This is a genomic window from Enhygromyxa salina (assembly GCF_002994635.1).
GTDB classification, from domain to species: domain Bacteria; phylum Myxococcota_A; class Polyangia; order Nannocystales; family Nannocystaceae; genus Plesiocystis; species Plesiocystis salina_B.
In genome coordinates this window covers 42,794-62,768 of sequence record NZ_PVNL01000054.1, presented here as the reverse complement: position 1 = coordinate 62,768, position 19,975 = coordinate 42,794, and the positions used below count along the sequence as shown (strand labels likewise).

Genomic DNA, 19,975 nt, shown 5'->3' with positions numbered 1-19,975 from the left:
CTAGCCCTCGGGGGGCTCCGGCGGGAGGTCCACCGGGGCACGCAGCGCCGCCCGGGCCACCTCCAGCGCCAGCTCTGACACGCAGCGCCGCTCGGCTCGGGCGCGCGTCAGCAGCTGCGCGCAGCGGCCCTCGATCGCCTCGATGCCACGAACCACCCGCTCATGGGCCGCACCACCGCCTGAACCGATCGTCGTCTCCACCCCCTCGATCACCGCCCCGGCGTTGACCACGAAGTCTGGGGCCCAGGCGATCTCGCGGGCACGCAGGGCCGCCGCCGCATCTCGATCTGCCAGTTGGTTGTTCGCCGAGCCACACACCGCCCGCCACGGCGCGCGCTCGCACCGTTCGCGGGTGAGCGTGTGCCCGAGCGCGCAGGGCATGAACACGTCGCAAGGCTCCATCGCCAGGGTCCCCTTCTCCAACAGCTCGACACCCAGCGCCGCCGCACGGGCGCGCGCGCCAGGATCGGGATCCCAGCCGGCGACTGAGGCCCCGGCCTCGAGCAGCGAGGTCGCGAGCGCCAACCCAACCCCGCCCAGCCCCTCTATGACACAGCGCCGACCGCTCGGGCTCGGATCGTCGAACACCACCCCCAGCAGCCCCCGCAGGCCGGCGAGCACGCCCACGGCGGTCGACCTGCCAGCGTCGTTGCCGACCGGGTTGACCCAGCTGGTCGCGCGCCGAAGCGCCGCGAGCTCGGGCTTTCCGGTGCCGATGTCGGGCCCACACACGTAGACCCCACCGAGCTCCTGAATGACCTCGCCGAGCGCAGTGTAGGCGGCCTGACGGTCGAGCGTCGGCGCGTCGAAGATCACGGTCTTGCCGCCGCCGGCCGGCAGCCCCGCCAGCGCGCACTTGAGGCTCATCGACGCCGCGAGCCGCTTGGCATCCGCGAGGCCGGCCTGCTCGCTCGCGTACGCAACCCGGCGCACCCCGCCAAACGCGGGCCCCCGCGCGAGGCTGTGCAGCACCACGATCGCGCGCAGGCCCGAGCCGGCGTGCTGGACCGCGATGATCCGCTCCCAGTCCCCGCCGGGTTGATCCCCGGCGAACAGCGTCGCGGCCCCGGTCACTCGCCGGCAGCCTCCTGCTTGCCGCCCGGCTCGTAGCGCGGCATCTGGCCGCTGCGTAGCTTGCCCATGTAGTCGTCCAGGCGCCGCTTGACCGTTCCGCTGAGCAGGATCAACCCAAGCACGTTGGGGAAGCCCATTGACAGGATCATGAGATCGCCGAAGTTGAGGATGTTGCTGGCGGTGATGATCGAGCCCAGAAACACGAACACCACGTAGATGATCTTGTAGGTGGTGGAGGCCCGATCGCCGAACAGGTACACGAAGCAGCGCTCGCCGTAGTACGACCACGAGATCATCGTCGAGTACGCGAACAACACGACCGCGATCGTGAGTACCCATGGGAACCACGAGATCTCGGCGCCCATCGCCCTGGCGGTCAGCGCCGCGCCCTCGGCGTTGGCGATCACGTCGTAGTTGTCGGGGTTCTCGAACGCACCGGTGATCACGATGACCAGCCCCGTCATCGTGCACACGACGATTGTGTCGATGAACGGCTCGAGCAGCGCGACGATGCCCTCGCGGACCGGGTACTCGGTCTTGGCGGCCGAGTGGGCGATCGAGGCCGAGCCGACCCCAGCCTCGTTCGAGAACACCGCCCGGCGAATACCCGTGACCAGCACGCCCACGAACCCACCGAGCCCGGCCATCGGCGTGAACGCCTCGCTGAAGATCCGCCCAAACGCGGCTGGGATCGCGCCGACGTGCCTGATCAGGATGAACAGGCAGGCGGCCACGTACAGTCCGCACATCAGCGGGACGATCTTCTCGGCCGTGGCCGCGATGCGCTTGATCCCGCCCAAGATCACGACCCCGACTGCGACCGCCATGACCAGCCCGTAGATCCACGGCATGCTGTCGAATACCGGGATCTGCGTGCGTAGGATCCCCAGCGACTGGCTGACCTGGAAGGTGTTCCCGCCGCCGAACGAGCCACCGATGCACAGCACCGCGAACATCACGGCCAGGACCTTGCCGAGCGGCTTCATGCCCTTCTCGGTCAGGCCGGCGTCCAGGTACGACATGGGGCCGCCGAGCACCCGGCCGTCGGGGCGCACCTTGCGATAGACCTGGCCGAGCGTGCACTCGACGAACTTGGACGACATGCCCAAGAACCCCGCGATGATCATCCAGAACACGGCACCGGGGCCGCCCATCGCGACCGCCAGCGCGACCCCAGCGATGTTGCCGAGCCCAACCGTGGCCGACAGCGCCGAGGCCAACGCCTGAAAGTGCGAGACCTCGCCCTCGTCGTCGGGGTTGTCGTAGCGGCCGCGGACCACGTCGATCGCGTGTCGGAACCCGCGGATGTTGATGAAGCCCATTCGCACGGTGAAGAACACCGCGCCGAGCAGCAGCCACAGCGCGATGATCGGCACGCCGCCGGTCTTGGCCTCGAGCGTCGAGCCCGTCGCGTCTTCGCTGCGAACGACCGTGAACGTGCGCGTGCCCTTGGGCATGGTCGGGACCACGACCGCGCCGAGCTCCTTCGTGAGCGCCGCGGCTTGCTCCTCTGTGACCGCGCTGGCCGGGACGGTCAGCGTCAGGCTCGCGTTCTCGAGCGCGAAGTCGTTGGCGGCGATCTGCGCGACCAGGGCCTCGAGCTCCGGGAGTTCGTCGACGACCTCGTCGCTGCTCGCGGACTCGCTGCTCGCCAACACCGGCGCGAACAACACCGCGTCGAGACCGTTGACGACCACCCCAAACGCCCCGTCGACCGCCTGTTCCAACCGATTCGGTTGCTGATCCCCCTGCCCCGCCCAAGCCGGCGCCGGGCTGGACAGTGCGCACACGAGAGCGATCAACATCAACACAGCGTTGCGGGCTGACACGGGCGCGAATGTACCAGACCGATGAGTCGAGCACGTCGTCCGCGACCGCTTGGGTACCCCGACGCGATCTGTTAGGACCACCACGTGAGACGCCGCCCGCTCGCGCGTTCGCTGATCCTCGGCGCTTCGCTGGCGCTGTCGCTGCACCCGAGGCCGGCCGCCGCGACCGGGCTCAACGTCGAGCAAGTCCGCCTGCACCCCGACAAAGACGGTTTCAATGGGGGCGTGCAGCTCGGCGTGGACTTCTCGGCGGGCAACACCAACCGCCTGGATCTTCGCAGCTCCGCGTCGCTCGCCTACCGCAACGGCCGCCACGTCGCGTTCTTGCTCGGCAGCGGTCAATACTCCACGCGCACCGCCCCCAGCGACGAGCTCTCGTTGCTGCTGCGGCCCGAGTCGCGGTTCGTCAACAAGGCCAACGCGCACCTTCGCTACAACTACGAGCTGCTGTCGTGGCTCACCCCGGAGGTCTTCACGCAGCTCGAGCGCAACGAGTTCCTGCTGCTCGAGAGCCGGGTCTTGCTCGGGCTCGGCCCTCGCTTCGTGCCCGTCAACAACGGCGAATTCACGTTTGCGATCGGCACCGACTACATGTTCGAGTACGAGGCCCTCGATCCCGCGCGGGTTCTGAGGCCCCTGCCAGCGCAGACCGTCGTCCACCGCTGGAGCTCGTACCTGAGCCTGGTCTACGCGGCCAACGATCGCCTGAGCATGAGCTCGACGACCTACGTGCAGCCGCGCTTCGACATGTTCGCGGATCTTCGCTTGATGTCGGAGAGCATGCTCGACGTGACGCTGGTCGAGCCGATCTCCGTCCGCCTGACGCTGCGCCTGCGCTGGGACTCGGACCCGTCGACCTTCTGCAGCGATCCGGTGGGTCTCGCCGGGTGTCCGGCCGGGCGCGAGCTGAAGCTGCGAGAGCTCGACGTCGGCGTCGAAAACTCGATCAGCATCAGCTTCTGAGCTGTCACACCAGCGATCGCCGCTGCACTAGTATTCTCCACAGTGACGCGTTTTTCGCGCCAAATCAATCCGTGCGCCCTTACGATCCAAACTGCCTGCAAAACTGGGGGCCTCGCTCCAATGGTCTAATGGACAGTTCTATTTGCACGCAAGGGGGCGCTAAAGCCGGCGCTTCAGTCGCACCCCCGTTGGACTGCCCATCGATCGGTCGTTGTACCGAGTTGTTCGGGCTGTTAGCTTTCCCGGACCCCTGATGCCTAGCTTGCACCGACGAACGATCTTGGCGCTCAGCTGCTTGGTAGCGATCGCTAGTCCTGGATGCGGACTCGTCGACCTGATCGATGGGGACCCCGTCGCCACCGTGCGGTTCTTTGCGACTCACGCCGGCACCTACACCTCCGATGGCTACCCGAACTACGGCGACGCCCAGACCACGCGGGTGTTTTACAACGACACCGGCTGGCAGATCGCGCTGAGCGAGGCCCGGATCACGACCGCCAGCGTTCACTTCGTTCGCTGTGAGCAACAAAAGGGCACGGCGATCGAGATGTTCTGGGGCCCGTGCCCCGAGGCGTTCGTCACAACCGACGATCTCGCGTCCGTTCCGCTCGGGGCGGTCACCGTCAACGATGGGGCCTACTGCACGATCGACGTCAACTTTGGGCCCTACATCCCGCCCGAGGGCGCTGACGAGCACATTGTCGGCGGCGGCGACTGGATCGAGGGCAACACGCTGGTGATCCGCGGCGTCGCCCGACGCGGTGAGCCACCCATGATCGAAGAGGTCCCGTTCGAGATCGTGAGCGACGCGAGCGTGATGGCCCACGTCGACATCTCCAAGCTCGAGACCGGCCTGCCCGTCCGTCTCGAGAAGGAAAATTTCGCCCGCGATCTGACGATCATCAAGACCTACGACACCTTCTTCGACGGGCTCGACTTCACGACCGCGACGCCTGCAGACATCGAAGCCTCGGTGCTCACCGCTCTCGAGCGCGACACCAAGGCCTACGACGGCACCTTCGACTTCGACTAGCTGCTGCCCAACCGCTCGCGCTAGAGCGACGGCAGGCCGTCGTAGCTGTCGTCCTCGACCGGATCTGACGCCGGGGGGTCGACGGGATCAATCGGGTCAGGCGCGACCGGGGCGGGATCCGATGGCGGCTCGACCACGAAGTCATCGGTTGGGGCCGCGTCGTCAGCTGCGAAGCCATCGAGCTCCGCGTCGGCAGGCTCGTCGCCGTAGAGATCGAGCAAGATGTCGGCCTTGGCCTCCGCGAGCGCCGACGCGACCTCGGTCGGCTCGGTCCCCGGGAGGAAGTACTCCTCCATGATCGTGTCGGCGGCGGGCGGTCGCTCGATCCCGTCGGCGTCGACCACGAACGGCGGCGCGAGCAGCCCGGTGGTCTTGTCGATCGTCCGCACGCTCACGCTCGGCGGCGGCGAGAACGGCGAGTTGGTCGGCGCGATGCCTGGATCGGCGACCGGACCCTCACGCGCGCCCGCGGCCATCATGGCCCCCAGCCAGATCGGCAGCGCCGCCTTGCCCCCGCTCTCGCGCTTCATCGGCTTGGGCGTGTCGAACCCGACCCACGCGATCGCCACCAGGTCCTGGGTGAACCCGGCGAACCATGCGTCGCGACTCTCGGCCGCGGTGCCGGTCTTGCCCGCGACCGGGACCCCGAGCGCCTTGGCGCGCTGGCCGGTGCCGTCCTCGACGACCGAGCGCATCATGCTGGCGAGGATGAACACCAAGCCGCCGTCGAGGACCTGCTCGACCTCGCGATCGGGCGTCCAGATCGGCTGGCCTGGGAGCTCGATCGAGCGGATCAAGCTTGGCTCGATCCGCGAGCCTCCGCGCGCCAGCGTCAGGTAGCCGCGCATCAGCTCGAAGGGCGTAACCTCGGCGGTCCCCAGCGCGAGCGAGAGGTTGGGCTCGAGCGCCGACTCGATCCCGCACGCGCGGGCGAACGCGATCGCCTGATCGATCCCAACCGCGTCGAGTAGCTTGATCGCGATGGTGTTGACCGAGTGGGTCAGCGCGACGCGCATGCGGATCTCGCCGCGGTACACGTCGCGCTCGTAGTTGGTCGGCCGCCACTTCTCGTAGATCTCGGGGGAGTCCTCGATCAGGCTGGCGGCCGTGAATTGCTGGCTGTGCAGCGCGGCCCCGTACACGAATGGCTTGAACGAGGAGCCCGGCTGACGGTGGGCATCGAGCGCGCGGTTGAAGTCCCCGCGGCCGTAGCGATAGCCGCCGACCATGGCCAGGACCTCACCCGTGTCGACGTCGGTGACGATCGTCGCCGCCTCGGGCCCCGAGCCGATCTCCGCGAGCCCCCACCCTTCAGGCAAGCCGCGCTCCTTGGCGTTCGGCAGCTCGAGCGCGAGCACCCGACCCATGGTGATGCCCCCGGCCGGGAACTGCTCGAGGTGGGTCAGCTTGGGATCGTCGAACCGGCTGCCCTCGGGGACCTCGACCCACACGTGGAAGTCCTCGCCGATCACCGCCGGGAAGCCCTGGCTCGTGGCGGCGGCTGGCAGCTCTTCGCCGCGGGGCTGAATGATGACTGGATAGGTGCGCCCGACCACCTGCTGGCCGTCGGCTGCACCGGTCTTGACCGCGCGCGCGGCGTTCTTGGCCTTCGCGGGCTTGATCCCGTGGCCCCACCCGCGGCGCTTGTCCATCTCCACCAGGCCGTCGAGCACCGCCGCACGAGCCTCGCGCTGCAGCTCGAGATCCACGGTCATCGTGACCGTCGCGCCCAGCTCGCCCAGCGCATCCTCGCCGTAGCGCTCGATCAGCTCGGCCCGGGCGACGTCGACGAATTCCTCGGCACCCGGCGAGACCTTGGACGCGCGGGTCGGATCGGTCTCGGTGTCGGCGTCGGCGTCGGGCGAGCGATCGACGATGGCGAGCGGCGCGTCGATGAAGCGGGCGACCTCTTCGGGCTTGGCGAACCCGTGCTTTTGCATCTGCTCGAGCACGTACACCTGCCGAGCCTTGGCCTTGTCGTAGTTCTTGTAGGGCGTGCCGACGCTGGGCGCCTTGGGCAAGGTTGCGAGCAGCGCGGCCTGACCCAGATCGATCTGCGCGATGCCCTTGCCAAAGTAGAACAGGCTGGCCTCTTCGATCCCGTAGCGGCCGTGACCCAGGTAGATGTCGTTGAGGTACAGCTCGAGGATCTCGCTCTTGTCGAGCAGCTCTTCGATCCGGCGGGCCAAGATCAGCTCCTGGACCTTGCGATCGAAGGTCCGCTCCTGCGACAGCAAGAAATTTTTGACGACCTGCTGGGTGATCGTCGAGGCTCCCTGCCGGAGCGAGCGCGCGCGCACGTTGGCGACCAGCGCCCGGACCATGCCGATGTAGTCCATGCCCTCGTGGCGGTAGAAGTCCGCGTCCTCGGCCGCCAAGAACGCGTTCTCGACGTGCGCGGGGATGTCTTTGTAGGCCACGAAGGTGCGGCGCTGACTGAAGATCTCGCCGATCAGCGTGCCCTTGCGATCGAGCACGCGGGTGACCTGGGGCGGTCGGTAGTCGCGCAGCGCGGCCTCGTCGATCTCGGCGACGTCGCGGCCGTAGTACCAGAAGATCCCGACCACGCTGGCGACGCTGCCGAGCACGCCGAGCAGACCGGTGATCGTCACGATCAGCACGGTGATCTTGAGCCAGCGTGGCGGCGCGTAGCGCTGGCGCGGGCCCTCGACGGTCACCCCCGTGTCCCCTTGCTGTGGAGCTCGATCGGCCACGCGCGCAGTCTACTCCACGCTTGGAAACAACACCCGAACGTGCCGGGCCTGGACGCTGCGCATGTAGCAGCGAGCGCGCTCGAGCTCGAGGCTGGCGTCGTCGAGGTCGCCCGCGCGGCCCAGCGTCGCCCGCCGCCGGGTCGTGTAGGAGTAGAGGCTCAGCGCCGCGGCGACCGACAGGTTGTAGCTCTCGGCGAAGCCGTGGATCGGGATCCGAAACCGCAGCGAGCACGCCGCCTGGGCCTCGGGGCTGAGCCCGGCGTGCTCGTTGCCGAACAGCAGGCAGATCGGTCGGTCGGTCGGCAGCTCCTCGAGCATGTGCGTCGCGTCGACGCACGCCCCCGCCAGCACCATTCCCGACTCGTGCGCGGTCAAGAAGTGACCCAGCGTGTCGTGGTGGCGAGTCTCGATCCAGTGGTGGGTGCCCTTGGTGGTCCCGCTCGCTTGCAAGATCCGCTGGCTCGCCGCGATCACGTGCACGGTCCACGCACCGACGGCCTCGGCGCTGCGCACCACCGCCGCGGCGTTGTGAGGATCGTAGGGGTTCTCGATCGCGACCGCGACGCTGCGCAGTCGACCCGCGAGCACGGTCTCGATCCGGGCCCGCCGGGTCTCGCTCACGAACTCGCGCAGCCCCGCCACGATCGTGGACGCGCCGTAGTGGGCGGCGAGGCGATCGCACTCACCGCGATTCACGGGTCTCCCCCCTGCGCTGCGCTCGGCGTCACGCGGCTGTTGCTAAACAATCGCGCCTCACTCGTCCATCGCCGGGACCCCCGGCGCGTCCGAGTTGGCGGGATCACGCTCGAACAGATCGTCTCGAGACGGCTCGAGCCGGTGGCCAGGGGCGAGCTCCCCGTCCGCGTCGATTCCGTCCGCGCCGATCCAGTCGCCGCTTGGATCGAACACGGGCAGCGGCGGGCGGACGCCCCAGGTCCGGCTGGGCCCGGACGCCCCCCAACCCACGAGCGGCCCGGCGCCCTCACCACCGTCGCCACCGTCTCCGAGCAGGCCTGACAGCGCGCGCTGGGTCTGGGTCGCGGCCATCAGCGCCTCGATCTCTTCGACACACACCGCGGGATCCCCACGCTCGAACGGGTCGAAGCTGATCGCCGTGGCCGCGTAGACCTCGTGCTCCTGCGCGGTGATCCGCTCGCGCTCGAGCATCAGATCGTGGATCCAGCGGACCTTCTGGTCGAACCGCTCGCTCAGCTGGCCCTCGCAGTAGTACACGTGACGCCGAACCGGGCTGGGCAGCATCGAGGTCAAGTACGCGGCCTCGAGCGAGGTCAGCTCGCCGGGGGGCTTGCCAAAGTAGTGACGGCTGGCGTCGGTGACCCCGTAGATGCCCGGTCCAAACTCGATGACGTTCAGATACAGCTCCATGATCCGCTGCTTGCTCAGGGCCTGCTCGACCCACCAGGTCAAGAACAGCTCCTGCAGCTTGCGCGAGAGCGTGCGCTCGTGGCTGAGCAGCACGTTCTTGACCATCTGCATGGTGATCGTCGACGCGCCCAGGCGGACCTTGCCCGACTCGAGGTTGCGGCGCAGGGCGACCTCGAGCTGCGATCGGTTGAAGCCGTCGTGGCGGCGGAAGCTGCCGTCCTCGGTCGTGAGCACGGCCTCGCTCATGTAGCGGGAGATCGCGTCGAGCGGCGTGTAGTTGCTCGACCCGGCATACAGCCCCACCCGCCGGGTACGCCCGTCACGCATGGTCACGCGATGCACGAAACCACCGTTGAGGTGCTCCGCGCTGGCCAGGCGCGGGGCAGCGCGGACCCGACAGGCCTCGAAATTGATGTTGGCGTCGAGCTTCAGCGCGGCGAGATCCGCGAAGTCGGCGTCGACGACCACGTGCGCGGCGAACTGCCCGTCGAGCTCGAACCCAGCCAAGCCCGGCACCAGCTCGCGCGGGATCGCGTCGAGCACCTGCTGGCAACCGACCGCGGGGATCTCGAGATCGACCTGGTAGCGACGCTGCTCGCGGACGGCCGCGTGGACCAGCTCGCCGCGCATCAGCAGCTCGACACCCGCCCGTTGCACGGCCAGCCGCTTGACGACCAAGCTCCGCGCGGCCGGGTCGACCCGCGCGTCGATCTCGACGCTGAAGCCCACATCGCGCACGACCTCGCGCGCGAGCAGGCCGTGGCTGACGTTGAGTCCCGCGAGGCTCAGCGCGCCCTCGAGCTGGGCCACACCCTCACCAAAATCGACCTCGAGGTGGCCGCCCAGCACCGCGCGCTCCGAGTCGACGACCGGCAGGCTGGCCAGCACCTCGGGCACCCGACCGAGCTCGAATGCGTCCATGTCGACGGCGATCTTTCCGGCCGAGAGATCCCGCGCGAACCGGCCCGAGACCGACCACAGATCTCCGCCCTCGATCTCGGCCGCGGCCTCCTCGGACCCGAGCTGGGCGAACCCACCCGCGAGGTCGATGCCAACCTCGCTGACCTGCCGATCGTGCGCCGTGATCGTGCCGTGAACCCCGGCGACGGCGATGTTCTCGTCGACCTCGGCGGCGACGCCCGCCAGGGTCAAGGTGATCGGAAACGAGAGCTCACCGTCACGCTGCTCGACGGAGGTTCGCAGCGAGGCGGCGCGCAGTGGACGACCGAGCCCGATCTCCGCGATCAGGCTGGTGACGCGCAGCTCGACGCGCCGATGCGCGGGCTCGGCCGTCGCGGCCAGGCTGCCCGTCGCCCGTCGCTCGCCGTCGTGGACCGTGAAGCTCAGCCCCCGCAGCGCGATCGCGTCGGGCGTCAGCCGGGTTCGCCGACGCACCCAGCCATGCTGGTCCGCGCCCGCGAGATCGCGCTCGAGCTCACCGAGCTCGTTCAGTAACTGCGTGAGCGCGGCGCGGGTGCCATCGAGATACCCACCGACCGCTTCGATCTCCGTGACTTCGACCCGACCCGACCACAGCGCCTGGCGATCCACGCTCACGTGAACAGCGTCGACGCGGGCGTCGAGGTCCGCGAGACGCAGGGTGACGTCGCGGAGCTCGGCGCCGCTCCAGCTGGCGGTGAGCTCGGCGATCTCGACCTCGGCGCCCAAGCGAGCGCCCACGCGCTGCTCGAGCTCGGACTTGATCCTGCCCGCCCCCCAGCGCGGGGCCGTGAACACCACCACGCTGAGCACCACCAGCAACAACCCGACCCCGCCGCCGACCCACGCGGCGATCCGCCCCCACCGCGGGCGGCGGCGGCGGGCACGTTGGACGGCGCCGCTCGACGAACGGCTCGGAGGCGGGGCCTCAATCATGCTCTGGGACCATAGCGCAGGCACTCTGGCCTCGACGCATCGCCACGCTGATCTCGTCCCACGCGTCGACCCCGGCGTTCGCACCCAATTGCGAAAGCGGAGGACCCCTGGTCCTCCGCTCCCCCATGCTGGTGCGTGCTCGCCGTCAGTGCTTGCACTGGTATGCGAAGATGATGGTTTGATCGCCGCGGCGGACGGGGATCAACATGATCTGATTGCTGCCGACCACGAAGTCCATGTCGACCAGGCTGGAGCTCCCGCGCTTGAGCTTGGTGTTGAGCTCGAGCTTGCTGTCCTTCTCACCGAGCAAGGTCAGCTCGACGTTGTGACCCGACTTGAACTTGTGATCGACGACCTTGTTGAGCTGCAGCTGAAAGTCGATCGTGTCGAGCAGTCGGAACCCGCCGTAGCGCGCAAATTCGGGGGCGCGCAGTCGATCTGACAGGAACTCGAGATCAGCCGGGATCTCGCCGTCGCCCTTCTCTAGGGCCTCGACCGCGTGGATCCTGCAAGCCGGGTCCTGGACGGTCGCCTGAGCCACGCTCGGGCTCGCCAACACGAGCGCGCCTGCGAGCGCGGGCAGGCCGACGACGAGGGCGGTGAATGAGGAAGCCAAGAACTTCGAGTAAGTGCTGCGGTGCGTCATAGTGAGCGCTCACTGTCGACAGGGGCGTCTTCTTCGGTCACCCAGATCACCGTGGTCGTGCCCCGCGTGCCCTCGACCTGCGAGATGGTGCCCGTGCGCCCGCCAAATTCGATGCGGCGGATCTCGGCTTCACCTGGCTCGGGTTGGGGGTACATCTCGGGGGCGATCTCGACGTTGGAGGGTTCAGGGGCAACGGCCACACGGGGCGCGGGCTCGGGAGCCGGATCAAGCGCGGGCTGAGTCCGCGCCTGCGGTGTGGGCTCGGCGTCAGACGCCGGCTCGGCCTGAGTATTCGACGCCTGCGAATTCTCCGCGACCACCTGTGCCTCGGCGCCCCCATCGTTTGGTGCGCCGGCCGACCGGGCAAACACGAACACGAGCGCGCCAGCTGCACCGACGACCGCGAGCGGGAGCCGAACCGGCCGGACCCACTCTGCGAGTCGCTGCCACAGCGAAGGCGGCGCCTCGGCGGCCTCCTGCAGTCGGGACTCACGCTCGAGCGCCTGCTCGAAATTGTCCCAGACCTGCTCGAACCGGGCCTCGGGGACGCGCTCGGCCTGGTGCTCGAGCGCACCCACGATCATGGTTCGCATGAACGCGAGATCCGCCAACCTCGCGGCCAACTCTTGGTCAGGCACGGGATCACTCTGAGCGTCGCCGCTGACGAGCGCCCGAAGGGTCGCCCCCAACGTCTCGCCAGACCCATGTTCGCCAAGCCCAGTCGTCTCGCCGAGGTCTGAACCACCTTCACCGAGCTCCCCATCAAAGTAGGCTGACAGTTGCTCGTCGAATTCCGAAACGATGGACTGGTTGCTCATCAGATCCCTCCGCCCGCGACACCGGCGGTGTGAAGCCCGTGATTGGGGTTGCTGGCGTTGCGCTCGAGCGCTCGCGCTTCGATCTCCGTCGCGTCCTGGGCCGGCACGCAGGCGCCGAGTCGATCCGTGAGGAGCTTTTGCATGTTGCGACGCGCGTGGAACAGGCGGCTCATGATCGTGCCCTTGGAGCACTTCATGCTCTGCGCCATCTCCTCGTACGACATGCCCTGCAGCTCGCGCATGACGATCACCGCGCGGTGCTTGTCGCTGAGATGCTCGAGGCTGGCTTCGACGGCCGCGAGGATCTCTTTGCGACGCAGCATGTCCGACGGATCACCAAACTGGGCCAGGTGCGGGAGCAAGTCGGAAGGCGGCTCGTCCTTGCCGTCGTGGCGCAGCCCGTCATCGAACTCGACGTCGCGGTGCCGCTTCGCCTTGCGCAGATGATCGATGCAGAGGTTCGCCACGATTCGGTACAGCCAGGTGTAGAAACTAGAGTTGCCTTCGAACTTGCCGATGTACCGGTGAACCTTGATGAAGCTCTCTTGGACGACATCGAGGGCGTCCTCTTGGTTACGCAGAAACCCGTAGGCGACGGCATAGACTTTGCGCTGGTAGCGCTGCATCAGAACTTTGAAGGCCCGCTTGTCTCCGCCTTTGACGGCGGTTACGAGGGCCAAGTCCTCGGCGTCTGGGGGGACCACGTGTGTCGCTGCCTTTGGACGGGTGCTCAATGCCGCTATTCAGCGGCGGGGAGGATGGATCGCGGCGCGAGGCCGCGGATGATCTGGTTCCTGGGGGGAGACTCCGGGGCACAGGACATGCCGACTGCGAAGACTGCGCGAATTTCGCGCGCTCGGCTCATCCTGTCTCGACGGTTATACCCAATGCAGGCATTTGTGGCCCCGTGCAAGCCGGGAATCTGGCGCTGGAGGGGCAAAGACTGGCGTCGTGACCACCTGCCGAGGGCGACCCCCGCGGTCGGGCGAGCCGGAGAGCCGCGATCCTCGGCTCCGAAGGTCTGTGGCGGCACTTGCTGCGTGTTCAGTGTGCCCGCGCACAACCAGAGCCGGGCATGCTTGGCGACATGGAAACAACCGAGCCGCTCACCGACCTGATCGCGCTCGCGCGTGAACTCGAGGAGATCGCACCGTGGTGGCGCGGGTGGGCCGAGCCGATCACGCCAGCGGCGATCAGCCGGTTCGAGACTGCCAACGAGATCACGCTGCCACCCGGGTACCGCGGGGTTCTCGAGGCGATCGGCGATCATGCCCCGGTACCCGTGAGACCCGGGGGGGCCCTCGCACGCCTGGCCGAGGCGACGGCGCTGCCGACCACGAGCGCGTTCCTCGGACCGCTCGACTCGCCCTTCCCTCACTCGGGCAGCGCGCCGGTCGAGCTCGCCTGGGACGAGGACGCCGACGACTACGCGGATCCCCTGTGGCTGCGCGGATGCCTGCCGCTGGCCGAGGCGGGCTGCGACGAGAGCTCGGTGCTGGTGGTCAGCGGTCCGGATCGGGGGCGCGTGTGGGACGTGACCCCGAGCGGGTCACCGCAGCTACATCCGACCGGGCTCGAGTTCACAAGCTGGTATCGGCGCGAGCTCGAGCGGGGCCTCGCCCCCGAGCGGGCGCGGGTGGCCGAGCTCGCGGCGCTCGAGCGTCGGGTCGCCGACGATGAGGATGACGTGGAGGCCGCGGTCGCGCTCGGACGCGCTGTGCTGGTTCAGGACCGGGCCCAAGCCGCGACGTTGATCGAGCGAGCCTGGGCGCGCGTCGGTCCCGACCCCAGCGTGCACGAGCTCGATCGGGCGATCACCGAGCTCGATCTGTTGACGGGCCGCCTGGACCGGATCGAGGCGCTGGCCGAGCGAGACGGGCCGTGGCTGCGCGCTCACGCCGGGATCGCGGCTGCCCGCGCTGGCGCGGATCGACGCGCGATCGAGCTGTTCGCCGCTGGCGGACACCCGGCGACGCTGAGTCAGCTGGTCGCGGGGTACCACGCGCTCGCGCTGTGGCGCGACGGCCAAGCTCGGCGCGCGCTCGAGGTCTTGCGGGCGGGCGCGACCGGCCTCGCCAACGTCGCGCTCGCGGCCCAGATCCAGACCGAGCTCGGCGAGGTCGAGGCCGCGCGGCAGCGCTGGCAGCGGGTTCGACTCGGTCTGATCCACGCGGTCCAACCCAAGCCGAGGCGACCCCAGCTCGCCGACTTCATCGCGTTGCCCTGCCCCGATCTGCCCGCCGTCGAGGCCGCCCTGAACGCCGCCGTCGAGCCGATCTAGCTCGGCTTTCGCAGCGAGGTCGGGCGCGTGCGCAGCTCGAGGTTGTCGCACAGAACCTCGACGAGCTGCGCGAGGTCGATCCGCTGATCCGCGGCGACCCGCACGTCGGGCGTGAAGCCGGGGCACTCGTACATCATCACGGCCGCACCAGCCCGCTCGCCGCACACGCACCACGGCCCGGTGTTGGCGATCGTGGCGAAGCCCAGCTGCCCGAGCATCCAGCCAAAGCGCGGCAACCATCGGCCCGGCTGGCGGCCGGACCTGGCGTCGGGAAACCGCGGTGGCTTGGTCCCCGGCGACTCGAGGTGCAGCTCCCAGGCGTGGCGCGGCAGGCACTTGGTGAGGAACGCGAAGCCGAACAGCATGGCCGCGAACGAGCTGTGCTCGAGGGTGATCGCCGGTCGCTCGCCGTCGCCGAACCCGAGCCGGACCAGCGGCGCGGGCTCGCTGTGTCCGCGGCGATCAAACATCAAGAGCGGCACCAGCTCCTCGCTGGGAACGCCGGCGATCACGAACGCGCGCGGATCGAAGTTGTATCCGGCCTCGATGAAGTCGAGCAGCGACTGCGCGCGCAGGTCGATGACGTCGTCGCCGTACGCGTCGAGCCCAGCGCTGTCGACCCCCATGCGCTCGAGGAAGGCCCGATGGACCGGCTCGAGCTCGACCCCGAGCCCGGCCTCGATCGCGTTGACGAGCTCGAGCTCGGCGCCCACCACCTTGTCGCCGAAGTCGGGCTGCCAGGCGCTGGCCAGCTGGACGAGCTCGTCGATCTTGGCCCTGGCGACAGCGGCCGGGTCCGCCATCAGGTCGCCTCACCCTCGCGCGGGTTTGGGCACAGCATCGCGGCGATGTTGTCCTTGCACGACGGGCACGACGGGATCGAGTGACCGGTGACGTGGCCCTTGTCGCGGCGAGCCCAGGTCTCGGTCATCGACGTCGGCTTACAGCCGTTGTCGAGCGCGGTCATGATCATTTTTTGGGCGGCGCACTGGCCCGGCGGGTGCTTGCCGTCGATCGGCTTGCGCAGCGCGACCTCGGTCCCTCGCGCGGTCCGAACGGTCATGGGATCTTTGGGCGCGACGTTGACCGCGGGGGTCATGCCGGCCGCGCTCGCGAGCCCCGCCCAGCCCTTGAACGAACTCGGCCCCGAGGGCTGGCCCGCGACCGCGACGTAGGTGTGCTTGGTCGCGTCGGGTGGGCACTCGCAGACCAGGGCCCCGACCATGCCCTGCTTGCCACCGGTCGTCTCGCCGGCGAGGATCACGTTGGAGAAGTCTTCGGCGGACTTTTGACTGTCTTCGCTCTCGGGCAGCGGGAAGTTGTCCGACTCGTGCGCGCTGGCCTTCTCGCCGCAGTTGGGACACAGATCGTCGGGGCTCTCGAACGGGTACGCGACGTTGACGTCCCCGACGACCAGCGTGAAGGTGTTGTCCTGGTTGCCGTTGTGGCCGGCGACGTCGGTGAACCGGACCACGCCCTTGCCCTCGAACTTCACGTTGGGGCTCGAGGTGCTCCACGACAGCTTGCCCATGTTCTTGGACGAGATCACACCGCCCGCGGTGCCGGCCTCGTCGCCCGAGCTCATCGCGATGCTCGACGACTCCAGCGCGACCGAGCAGCTCTGGATCTTGACGGTGGTGCTGCCGCCCGACAGGTTCGAGCTCATCGCCACGTTGACGTAGGGGATCGGCACCGGGCCCGCGGGCGACGGGGTCTTGCACACGTCGGGGATCGGGCAGGTGTGGGTCTTGCCGTCGCCCTGGTGGACGATCGAGAGGCTGTTGGCGTAGACGCTCATGAGTTCAGGGTTTGGCTTTCTCGCCTGCCTCGACCAAGCAGGCGCCGAGTGAGCCGTCGTCCGACTCAGCGTAGATCAGAACACGTTGACGCTCGTCCCCGCGCGAGAATCGGAGGCTGGCGAACGCGAGCTGCAGGGGCGCACTCACGGCGCCGCAGTCCCCCAGCTCGTCGTGGAGGCTGGCGTAGCGCATGGGTTCGGGCATCAGCTCGGCGTGGCGCAGCGAGGCCAGCTTGAACTCGCGCCCCCAGTAGTTGGTGGTGGGTTGACCCGAGTACACCGCGTCGGCCCGCCAATTTGGATGGGTCTCGCGCAGCTGCTCGAACACGCGCGTGAGCCCGTGGGCGAGCGAAGACTTGGGCTGCAGCAGATGGTTCGACTCGCGCCCGCGCTGCACCGCGCCGATCCACGCCGACGGGCGGGCCTTGATCTGGCGGGGGATCTCCGACCGGGCCAGCAACACGAACACCGCGGCTTCACCGGGGATCCGACCCTGGGGGTTGTCGTCGCCCAGCAGCGCGCCGCGCTTGGACAGGCGCAGCAGCGAGGCGGGATCGCAGTCGCTGTCGACCGCGCCGAGCATCACCATGCGCTCGCCCCCGTGCAGCAGCGCGATCGCCCGCGCGCACGCGTCAAACCACCCGCCGCGACCGCCAGCGATCCAAAAGTCGCCGATCGGGCGCGGAACCGCGGCGTCGCTGAGCTCGCGCAGGTGGGTAATCATGAAGTCACGCGGCGCGTCGTGATCGGCGCTGGGCTCGGGTCCGACCATCAGCAGCGGGACATCGACCCGCTTCCAGTCGGGGAACCGCCGGACGAGATCGAGGTAGGCGGTCCCGGCCAGCCAGTGCAGACGGCGTCCGCGAGCGGTGTCGAGCCCAAGCAGCTCGAGCGGCGCGCACACGGCCGAGGCGTCGCCCGTGCCAAACGCCTGGGTCTCGACCATGCGCGACAGCCCGGCCTCGACCGCCGCGAGCGAGCTCTCGGCGTCGAGCCCGAGCGAGGTGCACACGCCCACGCCGATCACCGCGACAGGTGCTCGACTCATGACCGGGCCTCCCTCGGTTTCACGTTTCGCGCGGGGGCCTGCGCCTGCGCGATCGGGGGCATCGGCTCCCACGCTTCGAGGGCCCGCACCAGCGAGTGGCGATGCTCGGCGCCGCGGCCGAGCTGTACGTTGGCCCGCAAGATCAGGCTGACGCGGCCCTCGTCTGGCTCGAGGATCAGCGCGTCAAATCGCAGGCCGACCCGCTCGACGCCGCCGCGAAACGCCGACTTGCAGCTGAGCCGGAGCGTGGGCAGGACGAACCCAAAGCCACCTTCGGGGTGGACGCCAGACATCACGACCGACTCGCCACCTTGCAGGTGTGGGATCGCGCTCAAGCCGGGCGCAGCCGCCAAGAAAAAGCGCTCGTCGAGGTCGTCAGGCCACAGCGGCGCGCGTGATCGCTTCCAGTGATCGTCATAGGTCCCGGCGAAGCTCGCGCGGGGAAGCCAGTGCCGCGCGACCGGTCCGAAGCCGATCGGCCGCGGTCGAGACCCGGGCTCCCCGACCGGTGTGCGCGGGTCCTCGATGTTGGGCAAGGCCGCGTTGGTGGCCGCTTCGACGCTCGCGTACAGCCCAACGCCGAGCGGATTGCGAGCTTCGTAGCCCCGCGGTCCGGCGTCGATGTCACCGCCGCCGTAGGCCCGCTCCCACACCAAGGGCATGCGCACGAAGGGTGCGGGGGGCGACGCACGCAGCGTGCCCCCGGCGCTGACCCACACACGATCTCCGGTGACCCGCGCGCGCACGCGGCAGGGTCCAACGCCGAGATCCACGTTGAGCTGCCGGACCGGTCGACCGTTGGGCGCGTGCGCGCTGCCGCTGAGGTACACGTCTGTGCCCGGCCGCGAGTAGGCGCTCTGGCCCTCGTAGCGCAGGCTCGTGGTCGCCGGATCGCCCCAGTACACGTCGTCGAAGTGGGGGGGCGGCTGCTGCTCGCAGCGAACGAGCGGGCCCCGATGCACGCGCCCGGGTCGGGGCAGCTCGAAGTGGGCGGCGACAGCCACGACGACGATCTCCTGGCCGTGACGATCGACGTTGGGCAGACAGGCGAACCCGTAGGGCGAGAGGTTTTCGATCGGACCCATGTGGCTCAATGTGGCTCAGATGTCGAGGTAGCCCCGCTGTGGATCGATGGTCGACTCGGCGAGCGCGTTGAGCTGACGCAGCTGGCGGGCCGCGAACGCGCGGGTGCTCGGCTGCACGCGCGAGCGGGTTCGCAGCGTCATCTCGTAGCCAAGCAGGTGTCGGCGCCGACTAGGGCCGTTGACGTACACGCTGCGCGCGACCTCGAGGCTGGCGACACGCCCCGACCAGAATCGTCGACGCGGATCGAAGCGGCTGTTCGCGGCGGACCACCACGCTTCGACCGCCTCGGGCTTGGGCAGCGGGAGCCGACGCACGCCAGGGTCGAGGCCGGCGGCGGCGTCAGCCTCGACCGCCGCGTCGAGGGCGGCTTCTTTGGCCGCGAATTCGCCGTCTGGATCCGCGAGGTCCCGATCACCCGGCCGCAGCTCGGGCACGACGACCTGGGGGCTGTCGCTCGGCAGCCCGGTGATCGCACAAAATGCCTCGAACGCGAGACGCACGATCCGTTCATCGCGGTGACGCAGCAGCTGCATGCACAGGTGCGCGGCGTACGGGCGGCCGGAGAACCCCAGCGCCCACACCCGGGCCTCGCTGATGTGACCGTCGACGACGCTCTTGATCAGCGCCTGATGATCTGCGGCGCTGCCGATCACGCCGATCAGCTCGATGATCGCAGGTGGGACGGCGGGCGACTCGAACCACTCCCGGCACAGACCCCAGGCCCGGTGACTGCCGACCTGCAGCCCCGCCCGCAACGCGGCGACCCTCACCTCGGTGTCGCTGCTGCCCAGGAAGTACTCGAGCACGTCGTGGACCCGATCACCGACGCTGGCCGCCATGTCGGGCACGACCGCGAGCGCGGCCAACACCGCGGCTCGATCACCGCGCAGGCAGAAGTTGACCATGTTCTCGTCGGCCGGTTGGCCCCGAATAGCGAACGTTCGCAGCCACGCTGGCCATGAATTCGCGTCGGTGCGCAGGCTCGCCTCCCACAACGCGCGATCGGACCCGGGTGCGTCCCACAGCTGCAGAGCCCGATGCAGGTGAGCCGCCGACTCGGGCGCCAATTCTTCGGTCGCCGCCGCGATCAAGCGCTCGGTGCCGGGCACGCCCTGCGCCAGGATCGACAGCGCCGCGGTGGCTCGCTGGGCCCGCTCGTCAAACGCCTGCTCGGCGCCCGCTGCACGGATCGCAGGAAACAAGAGCCGCTCGACGACCGGGATCCCGCCGTGGACCAAGCCACGCACGTGGGCCGCGAAGCGCCGCTCCGGCCCGATCGCGAGCTCACGCAGTGACGTGTCGGCCCGGTCCAGCCCGTCTTCCCAGCCCAAGAACAAGTACTGCGCGTCTTCGAAGTGCTCCTCGAGCACGCTCCACAAGATCCGTTCGGATCGCGTGCGAGGGAGCGGAGGCAGCGGCATGAT

General features: G+C 68.9%; 16 protein-coding genes. 3 read left to right on the top strand and 13 right to left on the bottom strand.

Annotated features, from left to right (window positions below):
* Both ENSA7_RS14450 and ENSA7_RS14445 read right to left on the bottom strand, forming a co-directional pair.
* Positions 1-1,074 (bottom strand): Glu/Leu/Phe/Val dehydrogenase dimerization domain-containing protein, encoded by a 1,074-nt coding sequence (locus tag ENSA7_RS14450; protein ID WP_106089866.1) that lies wholly within the window; start codon positions 1,072-1,074, stop codon positions 1-3.
* Positions 1,071-2,801 carry an alanine/glycine:cation symporter family protein gene (locus ENSA7_RS14445; protein WP_244923803.1) on the bottom strand — a complete coding sequence of 577 codons (1,731 nt, stop codon included), beginning with the start codon at positions 2,799-2,801 and terminating at the stop codon, positions 1,071-1,073. Before ENSA7_RS14445 ends, ENSA7_RS14450 begins: the two co-directional genes overlap by 4 nt.
* A gap of 186 nt (positions 2,802-2,987) precedes the next feature.
* On the opposite strand from ENSA7_RS14445, the gene ENSA7_RS14440 reads away from it, so the two are divergent.
* Positions 2,988-3,866: a DUF481 domain-containing protein gene (locus ENSA7_RS14440; protein WP_106089865.1), complete on the top strand. Its 879-nt coding sequence runs from the start codon at positions 2,988-2,990 to the stop codon at positions 3,864-3,866.
* Positions 3,867-4,119: 253 nt separating this feature from the next.
* Positions 4,120-4,899, top strand: coding sequence for a hypothetical protein (locus ENSA7_RS14435; RefSeq protein ID WP_146157686.1), 780 nt, complete (start codon positions 4,120-4,122; stop codon positions 4,897-4,899).
* Between the two features lie 20 nt (positions 4,900-4,919).
* On the opposite strand, the gene ENSA7_RS14430 is transcribed toward ENSA7_RS14435, so the two are convergent.
* The 6 genes from ENSA7_RS14430 to ENSA7_RS14405 form a co-directional block, all read right to left on the bottom strand.
* Positions 4,920-7,613: a penicillin-binding protein 1A gene (locus ENSA7_RS14430; protein ID WP_106089863.1), complete on the bottom strand. Its 2,694-nt coding sequence runs from the start codon at positions 7,611-7,613 to the stop codon at positions 4,920-4,922.
* 9 nt (positions 7,614-7,622) lie between these two features.
* Entirely contained in the window at positions 7,623-8,309 is a 687-nt protein-coding gene (locus tag ENSA7_RS14425) for a TrmH family RNA methyltransferase (RefSeq protein WP_106089862.1), read from the bottom strand.
* 57 nt (positions 8,310-8,366) lie between these two features.
* Positions 8,367-10,874 carry a biosynthetic peptidoglycan transglycosylase gene (locus ENSA7_RS14420; protein WP_106089861.1) on the bottom strand — a complete coding sequence of 836 codons (2,508 nt, stop codon included), beginning with the start codon at positions 10,872-10,874 and terminating at the stop codon, positions 8,367-8,369.
* A 145-nt stretch (positions 10,875-11,019) separates the two neighbouring features.
* The gene (locus ENSA7_RS14415; protein ID WP_146157685.1) at positions 11,020-11,490 is read right to left on the bottom strand and encodes a hypothetical protein; all 471 of its coding nucleotides are present in this window, start codon (positions 11,488-11,490) and stop codon (positions 11,020-11,022) included.
* Positions 11,491-11,516: 26 nt separating this feature from the next.
* The gene (locus tag ENSA7_RS14410) at positions 11,517-12,338 is read right to left on the bottom strand and encodes a hypothetical protein (protein WP_106089859.1); all 822 of its coding nucleotides are present in this window, start codon (positions 12,336-12,338) and stop codon (positions 11,517-11,519) included.
* Entirely contained in the window at positions 12,338-13,018 is a 681-nt protein-coding gene (locus ENSA7_RS14405; RefSeq protein WP_244923802.1) for an RNA polymerase sigma factor, read from the bottom strand. The genes ENSA7_RS14410 and ENSA7_RS14405 overlap by 1 nt, the downstream gene beginning before the upstream one ends.
* A 407-nt stretch (positions 13,019-13,425) precedes the next feature.
* On the opposite strand from ENSA7_RS14405, the gene ENSA7_RS14400 reads away from it, so the two are divergent.
* Positions 13,426-14,619, top strand: coding sequence for a hypothetical protein (locus tag ENSA7_RS14400; protein ID WP_146157684.1), 1,194 nt, complete (start codon positions 13,426-13,428; stop codon positions 14,617-14,619).
* On the opposite strand, the gene ENSA7_RS14395 is transcribed toward ENSA7_RS14400, so the two are convergent.
* Genes ENSA7_RS14395 through ENSA7_RS14375 form a run of 5 tightly spaced genes read right to left on the bottom strand, consistent with a single transcriptional unit; the run spans position 14,616 to position 19,972 of the window.
* Entirely contained in the window at positions 14,616-15,422 is an 807-nt protein-coding gene (locus ENSA7_RS14395; protein ID WP_106089857.1) for a hypothetical protein, read from the bottom strand. The two genes, ENSA7_RS14400 and ENSA7_RS14395, sit on opposite strands and share 4 nt — an antisense overlap.
* Positions 15,422-16,417, bottom strand: coding sequence for a DUF4150 domain-containing protein (locus tag ENSA7_RS14390; RefSeq protein WP_106089856.1), 996 nt, complete (start codon positions 16,415-16,417; stop codon positions 15,422-15,424). Before ENSA7_RS14390 ends, ENSA7_RS14395 begins: the two co-directional genes overlap by 1 nt.
* Before the next feature lie 4 nt (positions 16,418-16,421).
* On the bottom strand, positions 16,422-17,465 hold the full coding sequence (locus ENSA7_RS14385) for a hypothetical protein (RefSeq protein WP_146157683.1): 1,044 nt from the start codon (positions 17,463-17,465) through the stop codon (positions 16,422-16,424).
* On the bottom strand, positions 17,462-18,550 hold the full coding sequence (locus ENSA7_RS14380) for a DUF2169 family type VI secretion system accessory protein (protein WP_106089854.1): 1,089 nt from the start codon (positions 18,548-18,550) through the stop codon (positions 17,462-17,464). Before ENSA7_RS14380 ends, ENSA7_RS14385 begins: the two co-directional genes overlap by 4 nt.
* 15 nt (positions 18,551-18,565) lie before the next feature.
* Positions 18,566-19,972, bottom strand: a complete 1,407-nt coding sequence (locus ENSA7_RS14375) for a hypothetical protein (RefSeq protein ID WP_146157682.1) — start codon at positions 19,970-19,972, stop codon at positions 18,566-18,568.
* Positions 19,973-19,975 lie beyond the last annotated feature (3 nt).

Coding starts and splice junctions, on each gene's coding strand:
- ENSA7_RS14435 (WP_146157686.1), top strand. CDS start 4,120: ATGCCTAGCTTGCACCGACGAACGATCTTGGCGCTCAGCTGCTTGGTA.
- ENSA7_RS14420 (WP_106089861.1), bottom strand. CDS start 10,874: ATGATTGAGGCCCCGCCTCCGAGCCGTTCGTCGAGCGGCGCCGTCCAA.
- ENSA7_RS14410 (WP_106089859.1), bottom strand. CDS start 12,338: ATGAGCAACCAGTCCATCGTTTCGGAATTCGACGAGCAACTGTCAGCC.
- ENSA7_RS14400 (WP_146157684.1), top strand. CDS start 13,426: ATGGAAACAACCGAGCCGCTCACCGACCTGATCGCGCTCGCGCGTGAA.
- ENSA7_RS14395 (WP_106089857.1), bottom strand. CDS start 15,422: ATGGCGGACCCGGCCGCTGTCGCCAGGGCCAAGATCGACGAGCTCGTC.
- ENSA7_RS14390 (WP_106089856.1), bottom strand. CDS start 16,417: ATGAGCGTCTACGCCAACAGCCTCTCGATCGTCCACCAGGGCGACGGC.
- ENSA7_RS14385 (WP_146157683.1), bottom strand. CDS start 17,465: ATGAGTCGAGCACCTGTCGCGGTGATCGGCGTGGGCGTGTGCACCTCG.
- ENSA7_RS14380 (WP_106089854.1), bottom strand. CDS start 18,550: ATGGGTCCGATCGAAAACCTCTCGCCCTACGGGTTCGCCTGTCTGCCC.
- ENSA7_RS14375 (WP_146157682.1), bottom strand. CDS start 19,972: ATGCCGCTGCCTCCGCTCCCTCGCACGCGATCCGAACGGATCTTGTGG.